This is a genomic window from Actinoalloteichus fjordicus, from assembly GCF_001941625.1.
In the GTDB taxonomy this organism is placed as follows: domain Bacteria; phylum Actinomycetota; class Actinomycetes; order Mycobacteriales; family Pseudonocardiaceae; genus Actinoalloteichus_A; species Actinoalloteichus_A fjordicus.
Genome location: NZ_CP016076.1, coordinates 5580169 through 5596732, shown reverse-complemented (window position 1 = coordinate 5596732; position 16564 = coordinate 5580169). Strand labels below are relative to the sequence as shown.

16 protein-coding genes are annotated in these 16564 nt (G+C 71.9%); 5 read left to right on the top strand and 11 right to left on the bottom strand.

From position 1 onward, the window contains the following. Positions 1-105: 105 nt before the first annotated feature. Both UA74_RS23820 and UA74_RS23815 read right to left on the bottom strand, forming a co-directional pair. Positions 106-822 (bottom strand): response regulator, encoded by a 717-nt coding sequence (locus UA74_RS23820; protein WP_035272912.1) that lies wholly within the window; start codon positions 820-822, stop codon positions 106-108. A gap of 944 nt (positions 823-1766) precedes the next feature. Further along, a complete protein-coding gene (locus UA74_RS23815) occupies positions 1767-2321 on the bottom strand; it encodes a DUF3000 domain-containing protein (protein WP_075742246.1) in 555 nt (184 codons plus the stop codon). Positions 2322-2620: 299 nt separating this feature from the next. Between UA74_RS23815 and hemE the strand changes: the two genes are divergently transcribed. The 3 genes from hemE to hemQ are packed head-to-tail and all read left to right on the top strand — an operon-like array spanning position 2621 to position 5905. Beyond that, on the top strand, positions 2621-3742 hold the full coding sequence (gene hemE / locus UA74_RS23810) for a uroporphyrinogen decarboxylase (RefSeq protein WP_075744153.1): 1122 nt from the start codon (positions 2621-2623) through the stop codon (positions 3740-3742). After that, on the top strand, positions 3739-5208 hold the full coding sequence (gene hemG, locus UA74_RS23805) for a protoporphyrinogen oxidase (protein ID WP_075765521.1): 1470 nt from the start codon (positions 3739-3741) through the stop codon (positions 5206-5208). The genes hemE and hemG overlap by 4 nt, the downstream gene beginning before the upstream one ends. 4 nt (positions 5209-5212) lie before the next feature. Then, positions 5213-5905 (top strand): hydrogen peroxide-dependent heme synthase, encoded by a 693-nt coding sequence (gene hemQ / locus UA74_RS23800; protein ID WP_075742244.1) that lies wholly within the window; start codon positions 5213-5215, stop codon positions 5903-5905. Between the two features lie 108 nt (positions 5906-6013). Here hemQ and UA74_RS23795 read toward each other — a convergent pair whose 3' ends face one another. From UA74_RS23795 to UA74_RS23785, 3 genes are all read right to left on the bottom strand, one after another. Next, positions 6014-6541, bottom strand: coding sequence for a hypothetical protein (locus UA74_RS23795; protein ID WP_083683551.1), 528 nt, complete (start codon positions 6539-6541; stop codon positions 6014-6016). Between the two features lie 157 nt (positions 6542-6698). Beyond that, positions 6699-7124 (bottom strand): peptide-methionine (R)-S-oxide reductase MsrB, encoded by a 426-nt coding sequence (msrB, locus tag UA74_RS23790; protein WP_075742243.1) that lies wholly within the window; start codon positions 7122-7124, stop codon positions 6699-6701. A gap of 77 nt (positions 7125-7201) precedes the next feature. After that, a complete protein-coding gene (locus UA74_RS23785; protein ID WP_232237392.1) occupies positions 7202-7552 on the bottom strand; it encodes a hypothetical protein in 351 nt (116 codons plus the stop codon). A 119-nt stretch (positions 7553-7671) separates the two neighbouring features. Between UA74_RS23785 and ligD the strand changes: the two genes are divergently transcribed. Together ligD and hisS are read left to right on the top strand one after the other, a co-directional pair. Then, a complete protein-coding gene (ligD, locus tag UA74_RS23780; protein WP_075765519.1) occupies positions 7672-8700 on the top strand; it encodes a non-homologous end-joining DNA ligase in 1029 nt (342 codons plus the stop codon). A gap of 301 nt (positions 8701-9001) precedes the next feature. Continuing rightward, positions 9002-10291 carry a histidine--tRNA ligase gene (gene hisS / locus UA74_RS23775; protein WP_075742240.1) on the top strand — a complete coding sequence of 430 codons (1290 nt, stop codon included), beginning with the start codon at positions 9002-9004 and terminating at the stop codon, positions 10289-10291. 1218 nt (positions 10292-11509) lie between these two features. Here hisS and UA74_RS23770 read toward each other — a convergent pair. The 6 genes from UA74_RS23770 to UA74_RS23745 all read right to left on the bottom strand — a co-directional run bounded on the left by UA74_RS23770 (position 11510) and on the right by UA74_RS23745 (position 16549). Then, positions 11510-13078, bottom strand: coding sequence for an alpha/beta hydrolase (locus UA74_RS23770; RefSeq protein ID WP_075765517.1), 1569 nt, complete (start codon positions 13076-13078; stop codon positions 11510-11512). A gap of 393 nt (positions 13079-13471) precedes the next feature. Then, complete coding sequence (locus tag UA74_RS23765; protein WP_075742237.1) at positions 13472-14569, bottom strand: ATP-dependent DNA ligase; 1098 nt, start codon at positions 14567-14569, stop codon at positions 13472-13474. Positions 14570-14646: 77 nt separating this feature from the next. Beyond that, positions 14647-15243 (bottom strand): Asp23/Gls24 family envelope stress response protein, encoded by a 597-nt coding sequence (locus tag UA74_RS23760; RefSeq protein ID WP_075765515.1) that lies wholly within the window; start codon positions 15241-15243, stop codon positions 14647-14649. After that, positions 15240-15776 carry a DUF6286 domain-containing protein gene (locus UA74_RS23755; RefSeq protein WP_075765513.1) on the bottom strand — a complete coding sequence of 179 codons (537 nt, stop codon included), beginning with the start codon at positions 15774-15776 and terminating at the stop codon, positions 15240-15242. Before UA74_RS23755 ends, UA74_RS23760 begins: the two co-directional genes overlap by 4 nt. 84 nt (positions 15777-15860) lie before the next feature. After that, complete coding sequence (locus UA74_RS23750) at positions 15861-16367, bottom strand: Asp23/Gls24 family envelope stress response protein (RefSeq protein WP_075765511.1); 507 nt, start codon at positions 16365-16367, stop codon at positions 15861-15863. After that, on the bottom strand, positions 16364-16549 hold the full coding sequence (locus UA74_RS23745) for a hypothetical protein (protein WP_075742233.1): 186 nt from the start codon (positions 16547-16549) through the stop codon (positions 16364-16366). Before UA74_RS23745 ends, UA74_RS23750 begins: the two co-directional genes overlap by 4 nt. Between the last annotated feature and the right edge of the window lie 15 nt (positions 16550-16564).

The window sequence follows — 16564 nt, the reverse complement described above, 5'->3', positions numbered from 1 at the left end:
CCCTACGTCGAAGTCGTCGACGACGGCGCGCAAGGTCGATCGACACGAGGTGCGAGCACCTTCTGGAGTCGCGTGACACCGCACGGACTCCAGAAGGCGCCGGACTTATCTGATGACACCTGCGCGCATTGCCAGAGCGACCATCTGCGCACGGTCTCCCGTGCCCAGCTTCCGGCCGATCCGCGACAGATGGCTCTTCACTGTGAGTGCGGACAGATTCAACGCCTCGCCGATCTCCTTGTTGGATCGACCGTCGGCGACTAACTGCAACACCTCGACCTCGCGTGCGGACAGCTCACGCGGCGTGTTGTCCGTGCCCGGCACACGAGTGCCCGCAGCAAGGACCGGTGCCACGCTCGGGTCGGCATAGACGCCGCCGTCGAGGACCCTGCGCACCCCGTCGGTGACCACCATCGGCGAGGCGGACTTCAGCAGGTACGCCTGAGCGCCTGCCTGAAACGCCGCCCGGACCGCATAGGGGTCGTCGGAGGATGCCAGGACCACGATCCGCGGCCAACCGTGGCCACGGAGTTCCGTGACCAGGTCGATGCCACTCCCGTCCGGGAGCCCGAGATCGAGGATCGCGAGGTCGCACGGACCTGTCGCCAGGGCTCGCGCCCTGGCCTCGGCCAGCGATGCGGCCTCGTGCACGGTGCCTGCGCCCATCTGCTGCAACCGAGCGGCAATCGCCTCTCGGAGTAGCGGATGGTCGTCTACCACCAATACCGAGAACAGCTCTTCCCGCGGGTGCGGGACCATGTTGGCCGGCAAAGCACCGGCTGGCGTGGTACGAACGGCCTGACCTAAGCCGACGGCAGCCACGTCACTACCTCCCTGGAGTCGGTCGTGCCCCCCGACCGGCACCGGGACTCTCGGACAATCAGCCGCGCCACTGATCGACCGAAAGTGGTGTCGACTGGGGCAGCGTAGCCGCCAAACGGCGCCAGCGGGACGATCAATGTGCGATCTATCCCGATCGGGTTGTCACAAGGGTGGCTTGTGATAACACGATCGGGGTACAAGCCCGTGGCTTGCTAACACCGAGCAGTGTTCATGCGACATTCAGGGTTTGGCATTGGTTCAGACCTGAGAAGAGAACGGTCCGCAGGGAGTCCTGGCGGCCACCCGATGAGCCCAGTCGGGCCTCCGCCGACCGGACCAGTGACCTCGGCGTCTGTCGTCGCAGCCCGTCCACTCGCGCCCTGTAGGAACCATCGGCAGCAGCAGGCTCCTTCGCTAGGCCGGTCGGCCGAGTGTGATGCAGCCGACTATCTGCCGCACGCAGGGCCGTCCGGGCGCCCGTGGCGGTCGGCCGACCGTCGATGACGGGGCACGGCGGGCCGAGCGGCTCTCCGCGTCGGGGCAGGGCGGCGTCCGAGGGGTCGCAGGCGGCAGGCATCGTCCACCGCTGCGGAGCCGTCGGGGCGTCCGCCGATCGGTCGCCGTCGTTGATCGGTCACTGTCGTTGATCAGCCGCCGTCGTTGATCAACCGCAGTCACTGATCACCGCAGTCGTTGATCAACGACGCCGATGGATCGCAGTCGGGAGGAGAACGGCCCGGTGCGGCAGCCCGGCCGAGCGATCAGAAGAGGCCGTCGGGATCAGGTCCGGGATCGATCCGTTCGGCCGCACCCGTCGACGTGTCGTGATTCTCGCGCGGCTGCGCCATCGCCGGTCGGGACCACCGCCATCCCGCAGATTCGACGCCCGAGCCTGCGCCGCGCGCTCGCGGATGCACCAGACGTCGAGCGATGTTCTCCGCCGCCTACCGGGGCCGGAGTTCGACCACGCCGATCGGCGGCAGACCTGCCGCACTGGCCAGCACCTCGCACAACGCCTCGCCGTGCGCGGCCAGTTCGGAGTCCGACGCCGTCCAGGACGCCCGCAGTTCCAGGTCGTGGGTGTGGGCGGGGCCGTCGATCTCGCCGAATCGCGCGGAGGACGTCACGGTGACCGTGCCGCCCAAGGTCGTCCAGCGGGCCCCGCAGCCTTCGAGCGCGTCGGTGAGCCATGACCAGCCCACCTGCGGCAGCAGCGGGTCGCTGGCGAACTCCGAGTCCAGCTCCGCCTGGAGGTACACCACCACGCGCAGCTCGCCGTTCCAGACGTCGATGTTGTCGGGATCATGGAGCACCACGAGCCTGCCGGAGGCGAACTCGTTGGTGGGACCCGTCACCTCGGCACTCAACGCATAGGCCCACGGTGCGAGTCGCTGCGGCGGCCGGACCTCCTCGAAGGTCAACTCCGACCGAGGTCGGACCGACTTCAAGGTGCTCACGGCGTGCCGGAACACCTCAGGTACTGGAGTCATCCCGGTCACGAATCGCGACTGTAGAGGCAATCGGGGATGATGCGGGGTTCGCCACGCCGAAGGGACCCAGTCGATCTTCGGCGGACCGCGGCGGAACGCCCCTCGCGATCTCATCGGCATCGGGTGGCCGAGAACCGCCGGTCCGCCCCGAATCGCCCCCTGGTCACCCGAACACGGTCGGGTCCGCCCGGCGCGGGCCTGCGCGCAGGCGCGCGGGCCCGCGCGTCACGCGGGTGAGCGCCCTACCTCACATTCGGTGCCGGTCGTGCCGCACGGCCTGGACGCCTCGTGGGAAAATGGTCGGCGAGATGACGAACGCTGCGCTGGTGCCCGCTCGTAGGGACCTCTCCGATGCCCCGTTTCTGATCGCCGCACAGGGCGGTCGTCCCAGCCGTACGCCCGTGTGGTTCATGCGGCAGGCCGGTCGATCCCTGCCCGAGTACCGCAAGGTGCGCGCGGGGATCCCGATGCTTGAGGCGTGCCTGACCCCCGAGCTGGCCTGCGAGGTCACTCTTCAGCCGGTCCGCAGGCACGGCGTCGACGCCGCGATCCTGTTCAGCGACATCGTGGTGCCGTTGTTCGCCGCAGGCGTCGACCTGGACATCGTGCCAGGCACCGGCCCGGTGATCGCCGACCCGGTGCGCTCGGCCGCCGACGTCGCCGCGCTGCCGGTCTTGCAGGACGAGCAGGTGGCGCCCGTCGCCGAGGCGATCCGGCTCGTCATCGCCGAGTTGGGCAGCACGCCGCTGATCGGGTTCGCAGGCGCTCCGTTCACCGTGGCCTCGTACCTGGTGGAGGGCGGCCCGAGCCGCAACCACGAGCGGACCAAGGCGTTGATGCACGCCGAGCCCGAGACCTGGCACGCCCTGCTCGACCGGCTTGCCGACCTCACCCTGAGCTTCCTGCGCACGCAGATCGCCGCAGGCGTGGACGCCGTCCAGCTCTTCGACTCCTGGGCGGGTGCGCTGAGCGAACGCGACTACCGCGAGTTCGTCCTCCCGCACTCGGCCAAGGTGCTCGGCGGGCTGGCCGAGGCAGGCGTGCCCCGGTTCCATTTCGGCGTCGGCACGGGTGAGCTGCTGCCCGCGATGCGCGAGGCGGGTGCCGACGTGGTCGGCGTCGACTGGCGGACGCCGCTGGACGCCGCCGCGCGCAGGCTGGTCGCCGCGGCTCCCGCCGAACCCGCTCCGGTGGTGCAGGGCAACCTCGACCCGGCCGTGCTCTTCGCGGGCGTTCCCGCGATTGAGAGCGAGGTCGACCGAATCCTCGCCGAAGGACGGCGGACCGGCGGGCACGTCTTCAACCTCGGGCACGGGGTCCTGCCCGACACCGACCCGGACATGATCACCAGGGTCGTCGAGCTGGTTCATGAGCGCGGCGTCAGCTCGGTCGAGTCCGACGGGGCGGGCGTGGAAGCCGAAACTCGGTGACCAGACCGCAGCAGGTACCGCACATCGCGGTGATCGGCGGCGGGGTGTCCGGCCTCACCGCCGCCTACGAACTGCGCAGGCTGCTCGGTCGAGCCGCCAGGATCACTGTGCTGGAGCAGAGCCGTCGTCTGGGCGGCAAGCTCTCCACCGCGCAGCTCGGCGGCGGCGCCTTCGACGTCGGGGCCGAGGCCTTCCTGGTGCGCAGGCCGGAGGTTCTCGATCTCCTCGGCGACCTGGGCGCCATGAGCGAGATGGTCCACCCCACGACGGCCGGACCGACGGTCCGGGCGGGCGGCCGCACCGTGCCGATGCCGGTCGGCGGCACCGTGCAGGGCGTGCCCGGCTCGGTGGAGGCGCTGCACGGCGTGCTGTCGGAGCAGGCGCTCGCGACGGTGGCCGAGGAGCCTGCCGCCCCGCCGCTGCGGCTGGGCGGCGGTGACGTCTCGCTGGGCAGGATGCTGCGGGCGCGATTCGGTGACGAGCTGACCGACCGTCTCGTCGATCCGATGCTGGGCGGGGTCTACGCGGGCGACGCGGACCGGCTGGGCCTGCGCGCGACGATGCCTGCTCTCGCCCGCGCCATCGACGAGGGCGACGGCTCGGTCCTGCACGCCGCCGCCACCCTGCTTCCGCCCGCCCTGCCGTCCGGCGCGGTCCGGCAGCCGGTGTTCGGCACGCTGCGCGGCGGACTGATCCGGCTGATCGACCGGTTGGCGGAGGCGGCGGGCGCGACGGTGCGACTCGGCCTGCCGGTGCACGCGCTGACCAGGGGCGACGTCGGTTGGCGGTTGGCGTTCGGCGCGGTGCCGAGCCCGGAGCTGCTCGAGGTCGACGCCGTGCTGCTCGCCGTGCCGCCGCCTGCGGCCCGGCGGCTGCTCGCGGTGACGGCCCCGGCGGCCGCCACCGCCTACAGCGCCATCGACGTCGCCTCCACCGTCGTGGTCAGCCTGGCGCTGCCGCCGAGCGTGCCGCTGCCCGACGCCAGCGGGGTCCTCATCGCCCGAGGCGAACGGCACGACGACGGGACCGACTTCACCGCGAAGGCCTTCACCTTCTCCAGCCGCAAATGGGGTCACCTCGGCGCCGACCGCGATCCCTCGGCGCCGCTGCTGGTGCGCGGTTCCATCGGCCGGTTCGGCGAGATCGAGACCATGCAGCGCGACGACGACGAATTGATCGGCGCGGTCCGGGCGGACCTCGCCGAGCTCACGGGCGCCCGTGCCGAACCGGTCGACACCCTGGTGACGCGCTGGGGCGGTGCGTTGCCGCAGTACGGCGTCGGTCACATCGACCTGGTGCGGCGGATCAGGGCCGAGGTCGCCGGGCTGGCAGGCCTCGAGGTCACCGGGGCCGCCTTCGACGGCATCGGCCTGGCCGCCTGTGTGGGGGGCGCCCGCCGGGCCGCCGCCGCGTTGGCGGCGGAGCTGACCTCCACGACGATCCTGCGCGACCCGGTGCGAGGATGAGCCCATGTCTGGCGTGAACGTGGCTGAGATCAACTCGTCCATCCGATACACCATGTGGTCGGTCTTCCGTATCGAACAGGGCGCGCTGCCCGTCGATCGGGCTGAGACGGCCCGTGAGGCGGAGGAGTACCTCGCCGGGCTCGAAGGACGGGGAGTGGTCGTCCGGGGCGTCTACGACGTCTCCGGGCTGCGGGCCGACGCCGACTTCATGATCTGGTGGCACGCCGAGGACGTCGAGGCCGTGCAGGCGGCCTACACCGGCCTGCGGCGCACGGTTCTCGGTCAGGCCAGCGAGCCGGTGTGGAGCAGCGTCGGGCTGCACCGGCCCGCCGAGTTCAACCGGTCGCACATCCCCGCGTTCCTCGCGGGGGAGGAGCCGCAGAAGTACCTGTGCGTGTACCCCTTCGTGCGGTCTTACGACTGGTACCTGCTGCCGGAGGACGAGCGGCGCACGATGCTCGCCGACCACGGCAAGGCGGCCAGGCCCTTCCCGGACGTGCGGGCCAACACCGTGTCCTCGTTCGCGCTCGGCGACTACGAGTGGCTGCTGGCCTTCGAGGCGGCCGAGCTGCACCGGATCGTCGACCTGATGCGGGAACTGCGAGCCACCGAGGCACGTCGGCACGTCCGTGAGGAGCTGCCCTTCTACACCGGCGTCCGCGTCTCCGTCGGCGAACTGGTCGACCGGCTGCCCTGATCTGCACCACGGAGTGGTCCCGTGCGAGTGCGGCACGGGGCTGCTCCGGCGGAGCGTTGTTCGGGCGGGAATGTCTGACGGGCGCCGCGGTCCGGCGGCGCTTCGCGCTCAGACCTCGACCAGCGTGTGCTCCTCGGTGACCCGAACCCCGGCGGCCGCGCCGCCGACGCCGCATTCGGGACCATTGGGGTAGACGTCCTCGACGGTCACCGTGATCCTCTCGGTCAGGACCTCCGTGCCTGCCTGGTCGAGGAGCGTCACCGACACCTCCGCGGGCCCCGAGACCAGCTCGGGAAGCTCGACGAAGCCGTGCAGTTCGCCGTTGGGCACCGAGGAGGCCGAGCAGACGCCGTCCGCACAGCCCTGGTCGACCGTGTCCGTGCCGGGCCGCAGACCGTCGAGCTCGCAGTCGTCCCCGCAGGCGGGCAGGTCGGTCTCCGTACAATCGTCGTCCTGGCAGAGCCGCACCGCCGCCGCGTCGACGTCCGGGGCGAGCTCGGCGGCGATGTCCAGGCCTAGGCCGGTGCGGGCTCCGATGGCCGTGCATTCCATCCCGATGCCCGAACCTGGCGCACCGCAGCCGGTCAGAACGATCAGGCCGAGCGCGACGAGCAGCGGCCGAGACGATCTCCTCATGGAGGTCAGACGTGGCCGCCGCGTCGATTCGTTGCATCGGGACCGGGTTTCGACCTTCGCGCTCGCCGGGCCTGCCGTCGAGCGGGCTCGTCCGGCCGGCGGCGGCGACCTGCGCTCGACGCGGCGTCGCGCCGTCCGGCGGGGTCCTACCCGGCGACTACTCGCCCTCGGGCAGCAGCCGCATGGACACCGAGTTGATGCAATACCGCTGGTCGGTCGGGGTCTGGTAGCCCTCGCCCTCGAAGACGTGCCCGAGGTGGCTGTGGCACGTGGCGCACAGCACCTCGGTGCGGCGGGTTCCGTGGCTGAGGTCCTCCCGCAGGATCACGTGGTCGGCGTCCGAGGGGGTGTAGAACGAGGGCCAGCCGCAGTTGGACTCGAACTTCGTCTCGCTGCGGAACAGCTCCGCGCCGCAGGCACGGCAGACGTAGACGCCCCTGGTCTTGGTCTCGGTGTACTCGCCGGTCCAGGCGGGCTCGGTGCCCGCCTGTCTGAGCACCGCGTACTCGACCGGCGTGAGTTCCTCCCGCCACTCCTCGTCGGACTTCACGACCTTGGGAGTGGTGCCCCGGACTGGTTCCATGCCTACAAAATAACCCTGTCCGGCCGCGGTCGGCGCGTGACGCGGCTGCGGTGGTCGTCACCCGAGGCAGGCCGAGGTCACCCGAGGAAGACGGTGGCGGCGAGCACCAGGATGTGCCAGACGAGCAGCAGGAACGCCGTCAGGATCAGGGTGACCACGACCACCGCGACCAGCCGTCTGCCGCCGCCGACCCGATTGGCCGAGTCGGTGAACTCCCGCAGCGCCGCCAGCGAGCCCTCGATCGTCATGCTCGGCCGGTCGCGTTCCATCCGGTCGAGATGTGCGGCGAAGGCCTTCGCCTCCGGATCGTGGGGGTCGAGTCCGATCAGGTCCTCCGTGAAACGGTCCGAGGGTGTCGTCGGGCCGCCCGCGCTCATCTCGCGGCGACCGCCGTCGTCGGAGTCCCTCGGCCGACTGCTCTCACCCATGCCTCCCACGGTAGCGGTTTCGCCGCTTCCCGCCCGCCACGTGCACCGGCTCCTCCGTTCCACGGCGGGGGACGCCCGCTCCGGGCGCGCGGTGCGCACACCGCACTTACGCTGGCCGGATGGCCGATGCCGTCGAGATCGTCGTCCCAGGGCCGCAGGGGGACCGACGCGTGCGGGTGACGAACCCCGACAAGGTGTACTTCCCGGAGCCGGGGATCACCAAGCGTGAGCTGGTCGACTACTACCTGACGGTCGCCGAGCCGCTGCTGGCCGCGCTGCTGCATCGGCCGACGACCCTCAAACGGTTCCCCGACGGAGTGGAAGGGGAGCCCTTCTACGCCAAGCGCGTGCCGAAGGGCGCGCCGAGCTGGATCGAGGGCGTGGAGATCACCTTCCCCTCGGGCCGTACCGCCGTGGAGGTGTGCCCGACGGAGCCCGCCGTGCTCGCCTGGGCCGCCAACCTCGGCACCTTCGACTTCCACCCCTGGCCGGTCCGCCGCTCCGACGTGGACCGCCCGGACGAGCTGCGCATCGACCTCGATCCGCAGCCCGGCACCACCTTCGACGACGCCGTCCGGGTGGCGCTGGTACTGGCGGAGGTGCTCGCCGACGCGGGCGTCGTCGGCCATCCCAAGACCTCCGGCGGCCGGGGCGTCCACGTGCTGGCCAGGATTCGTCCCGAGCACGACTTCGTCGGAGTCCGCCGCGCGGTGATCGCCCTGGCGCGCGAGGTCACCCGGCGGATTCCGAGCCTGGCCACCGTCTCCTGGTGGAAGGAGGAGCGGGGCCGCCGGGTCTTCCTCGACTTCAACCAGACGGCACGGGACCGCACGATCGCCTCGGCCTGGTCGGTGCGCGGCACCCCGCGTGCGACCGTCTCCACGCCGCTGCGCTGGGATCAGCTCGACTCGGTGCAGCCTGCCGACTTCACGCTGCGCACCGTGCCCGACTGGCTGGCCGAGCACGGCGACGCGCATGCGGACCTCGATGATCACCCGCAGGCCATCGACACCCTGCTGGAGTGGGCGGATCGTGATGCCCGAGACCACGGGCTCGGCGACCTGCCCTATCCGCCCGACCACCCCAAGATGCCGGGCGAGCCGCCCAGGGTGCAGCCGAGCCGGGAGCGTCGCCCGCCGAAGAGCTGACCCGCGCCCGAGGCCGAGCATGCGGCCGGGCCGGGCGGTCGCCGTCGTGAGCAGTCGCCCGCCTGCGGACCACGAGCGCCGCGCCGTCGGCGGCAGCCGGTGCATCGGGTCCGTCTCCCGCATCGCCTGCCCCCGCCCCGTCTCCGCCGACGGGCGGCCCGGCGGGTTCGGCAGGGTTCGGCGACCGCCGCTGCGTGCTCGCCACGGAGGGAGCGCCGACGTCAGGGCCTAGGATTCAGCGCGGTGCCCGCCCGGTGTCGCGGCAGGCGCCATGACCTGGTTCGTAGCGCAAGGATGATCGGTGAAATCTGACAACAGCCCCCCGAGGGGCACCCGTGACCTGCTTCCCGCCACCGTCGCCGATCGCGATCATGTGCTGGCGGCCATCACGGAGGTCTACCGGCATCACGGCTACCACCGCATCGAGACCCCGGCGCTGGAGGACATCGGCAGGCTCACCGGCGGGCAGGGCGGCGAGAACGAGAAGCTGATCTACCGGGTGCTGCGGCGGGGCCTCGCCGAGCCGCTCGCCGAGGGCGTCGGGCTGGCCGACCTGGTGGACCTGGGGCTGCGGTACGACCTCACCGTTCCGCTCACCCGCTTCTACGGCGCGCACCACGCCCAGCTTCCGCTGCCGTTTCGATCGTTCCAGTTCGGGCCGGTCTGGCGGGCGGAGCGGCCGCAGAAGGGCCGTTACCGGCAGTTCTACCAGTGCGACATCGACATCATCGGTGAAGAGAGCGTGCTCGCCGAGATCGAGCTGATCGAGGCGACCGTGGCGGCGCTGGACGCGATCGGCCTGGCGGGCACGACCGTCCGCATCTCCGACCGCAGGCTGCTCGCCGCCCTGGCCGAGCACGTCGGGCTGCCGCCGGAGACCTGGGACGGCTTCTTCATCACCCTCGACAAGCTCGACAAGATCGGCTGGGACGGCGTCACCGCCGAACTGGTGGAGTCCCGTGGCCTGGCGGCCGAGGCGGTCGGGGTGGTGCGCACCCAGATCGAGCGGCTGAAGTCCGTGCCCATCGACAGCGTGGTGGACACCCTGGCCGACGCCCTGCCGGCCCTGGCCGAGCAGACCCTGGCCGACCTCGGCACGACCATCGCGGGTCTGGCCCCGCTGGCCGAGTCGTCCGGCTCGACCTGGGAGTTCGACCCGACGCTGGTCCGGGGGATGGGGTACTACACCGGGCAGGTCTTCGAGATCGTGCACCCGGACAGCGCGTCGTCGCTGGCGGGCGGCGGGCGCTATGACCGGTTGATCGGACGGTCGCTCGGCCGGGAGGTGCCCGCCTGCGGCTTCTCCATCGGATTCGAACGGATCGTGGACCTGCTCGGCGGGGCCCGGCGTGGCGAGCAGGTGGCGGTGCTGCACGAGTCGGAGGTCCAGTCGGCCGAGGTGCTGGCCGTCGCGCGCGAGCTGCGGGCGGCGGGGAGACCGGCCGCTCCGGTCCGCAGGCGCGGCAAGTTCGGTGCCCAGCTCGACCGACTCACCGAATGGGGATTCACGTCGTTCGTGCACCTCGGCAGCCGTCGTGACCCCGATTCGCCGTTGGCGGAGCGGTCGCTCGGCGAACAGCAGAACCGGTAACTCGGCCCGGCCCGGCCCGCCCGATCCGCACTGTCGGGCGGGCCGGGCATGCCAGCCTTGGCGACCGGCGCGAGGCCGCCCGCTCGGCGCCCGGTCGCGTCGAGGTGGCCGGTCGCCTGTCCCGACAGTCCGGCGGAGCCGACTCGGCACGGTGCGACGCATCGAGGACAAGGCGGGTCGGGTCCGGCGGCCGCGAGTGTGGTGCCGAGCGTGGGCGGCCGCCTCGCGCTACACCTCGCCCGCACCGATCGAGCCTGCGACGACAGGTGTCGGCCCCTCCCGCCGCCCTGCCTCCTCGAACGCCGAGCCGGGTTCGCGGTCATCGGCAGGCAGGCGGAGGACGCTGCTCCGGCGCGTTCTGCGGCCCGGTCGGGCCTCGTCGCTGGCCCGCGACCCTGCCTGCCGAGGCCCGCGCGCTCGGTGATCGATCCCGCCCCGCATTCACTCATACGCATAAGCTGATGGCCCGTATCGCCACCCGGCCCGGTGGATCACGCTGACGCCGAAAGGCCAGTTCAACGCGCTGATCTGACATCGTGGCCTGCTTTGCGGCTCGACCTTGCGTCCGAATGGTGAGACGGCAGGGGCGGGGCGATGTCACGGTGTGTGGCAGGTTCGACGACTCCGACGTGGCACCTCTTCAATCTGGCGGTGGTGCCGGGGCCTTCGGTGCGTACAGCAGCATCGACAGGCGTCCGGCACACCAGCGTCCCCAGGAGGTCACCATGGAGAGTGTTCGAACCCTGCCGCCCGGTCTCGATGGATGCGGATGCTGCTCCGGGTGCACCGGACCCGGCTGCGGTTGCTGCAAGGGCTGCTGACCGGCCGGCCGACTTGTCTCCGACCGCGAGCCCGCGCCAGGCCTGCTGTCGGACCCGGACGAGACGTGGCGGCGGGCGCGGCCCTTCCCGCGCTCACCGCCTGCCCCGGTTCGACGGCGGTGAGCCTCGGTTCCGGCTTCGCCGCCCGCCGGGCGGTGTCAGGGCCGAGGAGACGGATCGCTCATACCCGGCGGCCTCGTGCCGTGCGGTGGTCTCGTTCCCGCCCGCTGCGACTCCGAGGTCCCCGATCTGCTGCGCGCCGGGTCGCGGATCGAGTGCCTTCGGGGGGACACCCGAAGGGCTCGACTGGACCACGCACGATGGTCGACGCTCCTCACCCGGAGCCGGCCGCCGACCGAGGCAGGCGATGTCGTGACCCGTCGTGGGCGCCGAACCGTCACGGCGGGCAGACCACCGTGTCCGCAGGCACCTCGCCGTGCAGGAGATAGTCCTCGGCGACCCTGGTGGCACAGGTGGAGACGCCCAGTGCGCCGTGTCCCGCGCCCTGCCAGTCCACCAGTACGGAACCCGAGAGCGCCTCGGCCGCCTTCGCGCTGCCCAGCCCCGGAGTGACCGGGTCGAGCGCCGTCGCGATCAGCGGGATCGGCGGCAGGCCGTCCACGTCCGGCGACTCGGGCTCGTCGGTGGGAATCGGCCAGGAGCTGCACAGCATGAGGCGCTGCGCCGCCAGACCGCCGAAGTACGGATGGCGCTGCGTCCACTCGGAGGCCAGCTCCGCCACCCGGTTGGGCGGAATGCGGTCCCGGGTGTCGTTGCAGCCGCTGATCAGCATCGCCTCGAAGCGGGGCTGATCGCCGCCCGCCGACGTCAGGAGCGGCTCGACCAGCGCAGCCAGGTCCTGTCCTCGCCCGTCGACCGCGCCTGCGATCCGGTCGGCCAGCTCGGGCCAGCTTGCTCGGTCGGCCAGCCCGAGCAGGATCGCGTTGGTCGCCAGACCTCGGGTCAGCGGCGCTCCCTCGGTCGGCGCCGGGCTCGCGGCGAGTTCGTCGAGCAGCGCGTCGAGTGTCTGCCGAGGGTCCGGACCCAGCGCGCAGTCCGGGCCGTTCGCGCAGTCGGTCAGGAAGGCGTCCAGCGCGGACTCGGCGGATCTGGCCTGTTCCTCGGCCAGCCCGACGGCATCGAGATTCGGATCCGGCACGCCGTCGAGCACCAGCCTCCCCACCGATCCGGGGAAGCGCTGGGCGTAGGTGGTCAACGTCTGCGACCCCTCGCCCCGGCCGATGGCGTGCAGTCTCTCCAGGCCCAGCTCGCCGCGCAGCTGTTCGAGATCGCCTGCCGTGCGAAACCCGTCGAACGCCCTGGTCAGCTCATCCAGGACGAGGGTGCACTCCTTGGCCGCGCTCTCGGTGGCCGACTGGAGAGCTCGCAGCTCCTCGGTGGTGGTCGCGGCGGGGTCGTAGGACAGCACGGTCTCCCGGTCCTGCGGGCGGACGCAGCTCGTGTCGAAGGACGTCCCGGTGCCGCGCCGGTCGACGCCGATGAGCGAGAAGGTCGTCAGCATCTCCGGAGACAGGCTCTCGGCCAGCTGTGCCGCGAACAGCGTGCCTGGCACGCCTGCGGCGTCGTTGACCACGACCAGCGGCGTCGGACCCGTGCCGACCCGCAGCAGGTTCACCGGGGTCGAGCCGAGACCGGGAACCCCCGGCGCCTCCAGCGGCGCCACCAGCTGGGCGCACTGGTACTCCGCCGAGGTGCCTGCGGCGGTGCCGAGCCGGTCGACGGTCGCGGCCGTGCAGTCCGACCACGCCAGCATGCCGGCGGGCGTCTCCAGCTCGGGGACGGGCACCTGGCCGTCCGGGCCTGCGGCGTCGGGCGCGTCGTCCGAGCCCTCGATCAACAGCGGCACCGGCGGTCGCTCGGAGCCGCCCGCCGTGCAGGAGGCGGCGGTGAGGATCACGGCGAGCGCGGCGCACAGCACGGCGACCGTCCGGTCGATGCGCGGCACGGCGTCTCCTTGCTCTCGAGGCTGTCGTCAAGGTCTGGGATCTCGGCGATGTCGGGAGGTGCCCGGACCTCGCCTGACGTCGGTCGGGTGTCGTCGTCGGTCTCGGCCGGTCGCACGGGGCGGCCGGACCCTGCGGCTGCTTCAGCCTGGCTGCGGCGCCGAGCTGCGGCACTCGGCCTGCCGACACCGCTGTCTTCCGGGTCGGCTCGGCGGGCTCGGACTCGTCCGAGCCCAAGGCTACGCAGTCAGCCTGCCTGTCTCCTCGTGAGGCGCGCATAACGGCCGATGGTCATGTGATCAGCGCCGCCGTCGAGCAGCCGCACGGCGGGCCGTCGGGAGGCTGGGCAGTCGGTGACGATGCAGGCGGAGTCCGCTCCGAAGTCCGACGCAGGCTCAGGGAGAACCCGGCTGCCGGACCTCGCCCGCGAGCACTCCGGCCAAGTCGTAGCGGACGGGCTCGTCGAGCTGATCGTATCGACAGGATGCCGGATCACGATCCGGGCGCCAGCGACGAAACCGGGCCGTGTGGCGGAAGCGGGCGGGCTGGGCGCCTTCGGTGTGGTCGTAGGCAACCTCCACCACGCGCTCCGGCCGCAGGGGCACCCAGTCGGCGCTCGCCTTGCGCCAGCGGCTCTCGCCCCCGGGCACCCGTTGCCCGTCGGCGGCCTGCTCGCCGAGCCAGGGATGCTCCTCGGAGTCGGCCACGTGCAGCTCGGCCAGCTCGGCGGCCAGCGAGCGCCGGACGGCGCCGGTGAAGGCGCCGACGACGCCGACGTGATGCAGGACGTCCCGATCGTCGTACAGCCCGAGCAGCAGCGAGCCCACCGAGGTGCCCGGTTCGGTCTTGGCGTGCCAGCGCAGCCCGGCCACCACGCAGTCGGCCGTGCGCTCGTGCTTGAGCTTGATCATGGTCCGGCGGCCGGGTGTGTAGGCGCCGTCCAACAACTTGCAGACGATCCCGTCCAGGCCTGCGCCCTCGAACAGGTCGAACCAGGTCATGGCGGTGTCCGGGTCGGTCGTCGCGGGCGTGATCCGCAGTCCGGCGGGTTCTCCCCGCGATCCGAGTTCCACGAGCAGTTCGCGGCGCTCATGGAGCGGAGCGGCGAGCAGATCGCGCGAGCCGAGCGCCAGCAGATCGAAGGCCAGGAACTCGGCGGGCGTCGTCTCGGCGAGCATGCGGACCCTGCTGTCGGCGGGATGGATTCGTTCGCCGAGCGCGTCGAAGTCGAGCCTGCCGCCTCTGGCCACCACCAGTTCTCCGTCCAGGACGATCTCCTCGGGCAGGATCTCGACGAGACGCCGCATCACCTCGGGGAAGTAGCGATTCAGCGATCGGCCGGTGCGAGACTGCAGGAGGATCTCGTCCGCCTCGCGGAACACCAGGCAGCGGAAGCCGTCCCATTTCGGCTCGAACAGCCAGTCACCGGCGGGCAGTTCGGCGGCGGGACTCGCCAGCATCGGCTGGATCGGCGACCTCAACGGCAGTGCCATCCCGACATCGTCTCCCGGCGGACGGCGCCTGGCATCTCGACTCGACGCCGTGGTCGACGACCTCGCCTCGTGCCTGGTCAGGTCACGCGGGCGACCGGCGCCGCGTCGAACTCCAGGTGGACGGCCGCAGGCAGGACGCTCACCCCCAGCGAACGGCGAGCCCGCTCGACGACGCCACGATCCAGCTCGGTCCAGACCGTCGGCAGGTCGCTGCCCTCGCGCAGCGCCAGCGTCAGGCGCAGCGTGGGACGGCGCGTGCTCCCGACGACGGCCGCGCGCGCCCGACTGACACCGGGGATCGCCTCTGCGTCGGCGCGGACGGCCTCGGCGACGGCGGAGGCGGTGATCACGAGCCGGTCCCGGCTGTCGTCGGTGAACACCAGGTCGGGATGGTGCTCGGGCCGCAGGGCGATGAAGACCGCGCCGACGCCGGTCAGCAGGAGCAGCAGTCCCAGCAGGATCGCCGCCGTCCTGGCACCGGTCGGGTGCGCGCCGAGCCAGTCGAGTGCCAGCGGATCGGCCAGCGGTCGTCGGCCCCGGAAGACGCCGAACAGCCCGCCGCCCGTGAGCAGAGCGATCAGACCGATCGCGACGCCCAGCAGTCCCGCAGTCCAGACGACGGCGCGTTCCCAGTCCGCCGACCGGGCGTCGAGCGGACCTCGTCGACGGCTCATCGGGGCTGCCGCTCGCCGCGCACGTCCACCGCGATCCGAGGCTGTTCTCGCAGCGGGAGGTCGGCGACCAGCTTGCGGGTCACGTCGAGGAGTCGGGGGCGCAGCTCGCGCGACCCCGGCCGGGAGCCGACGACCCGCACCCTGATCCGGCGGCGGTCGGCGTGCACCGCGACGTCCGCGACGTCGCCCTCGGCGCGGAGACGATGCACGATGAGCCGCGCCACCGACCGACTCGACGTGGTGACCGACACCTCCGGACACAGATCGGCCAGCGGCAGCTCGCGTCGCCGCGCGGCGGACGCCGCCGTACACAGCAGCAGACCGGCCGTGATCGTCAGCAGTGAACCGGCCAGCACCTCCCGATCGGCCCAGTCGAGCCGGGTGCCGTGCTCGAGCCAGGTCCGCCAGGGCACAAGCAGCGGCGCGCTGCCCGGCCGCAGCCAGGACCAGCTGACCTCGACGACGAGCAGCACGCCCGCGACGGCGAGCCCCAGCCCGACGAGTGTGGCGAGCAGTCGCACGAGCAGTCGCATCGACCAGGCCTCCCAGCGTCGAGGTCTTCGGCGGTGCACGGCCTCGTCCGACGTCGGCGACGGACGGAGGCTGGGCGAGTCGGCTCAGCGCACTCGGGGGACGGTCCTGCCGCGAAGGCCGTGGACGATGATGTCGACCGAATGAACAGGGGTTCCGGTGAGTCTGCCGACCTCGGCGATCACGCGTTCTCGGATTCGCCAGGCGGTCTCGCGGATCGAGCACGGATACCGCAGCGCCAGGCTCAGTCGAACTCGAACAGCGTCGGCTGCCTCGGTGCGCGGGCCGTCGCCGCCGCGCGACGGGGCGGCGGTTCGACGTCGATCACGCCTGCCGCCGCGTCGTCCACGGGAACCGGCCGCCGGGCCGCCGTGGTGCCGGACCCGCACGCCTCGACTCCCGTGGCGGTCGGGCAGGACCTCGGGGATCTCCTCGGCGGCGTGCCTGACCAGCTTGCGGAAGACGACCGGAGCGATCGTCAGGGCACCTCGGTCGCCGGGCAGGCCCGCCGACCCAGTGTCGTCGCGGCCAGCATCCCGGTGCACGGGGTGCCGGACCGGACGCCCGTCGCCTCGGCTCGCGACGGTGCTCACCGTTCTTCGCCTCGATCCCGACCGAGCATCTCCCGGAGATCCAGCTCCCCGTCGAGGGCCCGCCCCACGAAGAGGCCGATGGCCCCGACGACGAGGCAGATCACGAATGCCGAGAAGCCGCCGAGGGAACCGGCCAGGCCGAGGACCAGGCCGGCGATCAGCCCGGTATGGGTGGTGGTCATGGGGAGCCTCCTGAC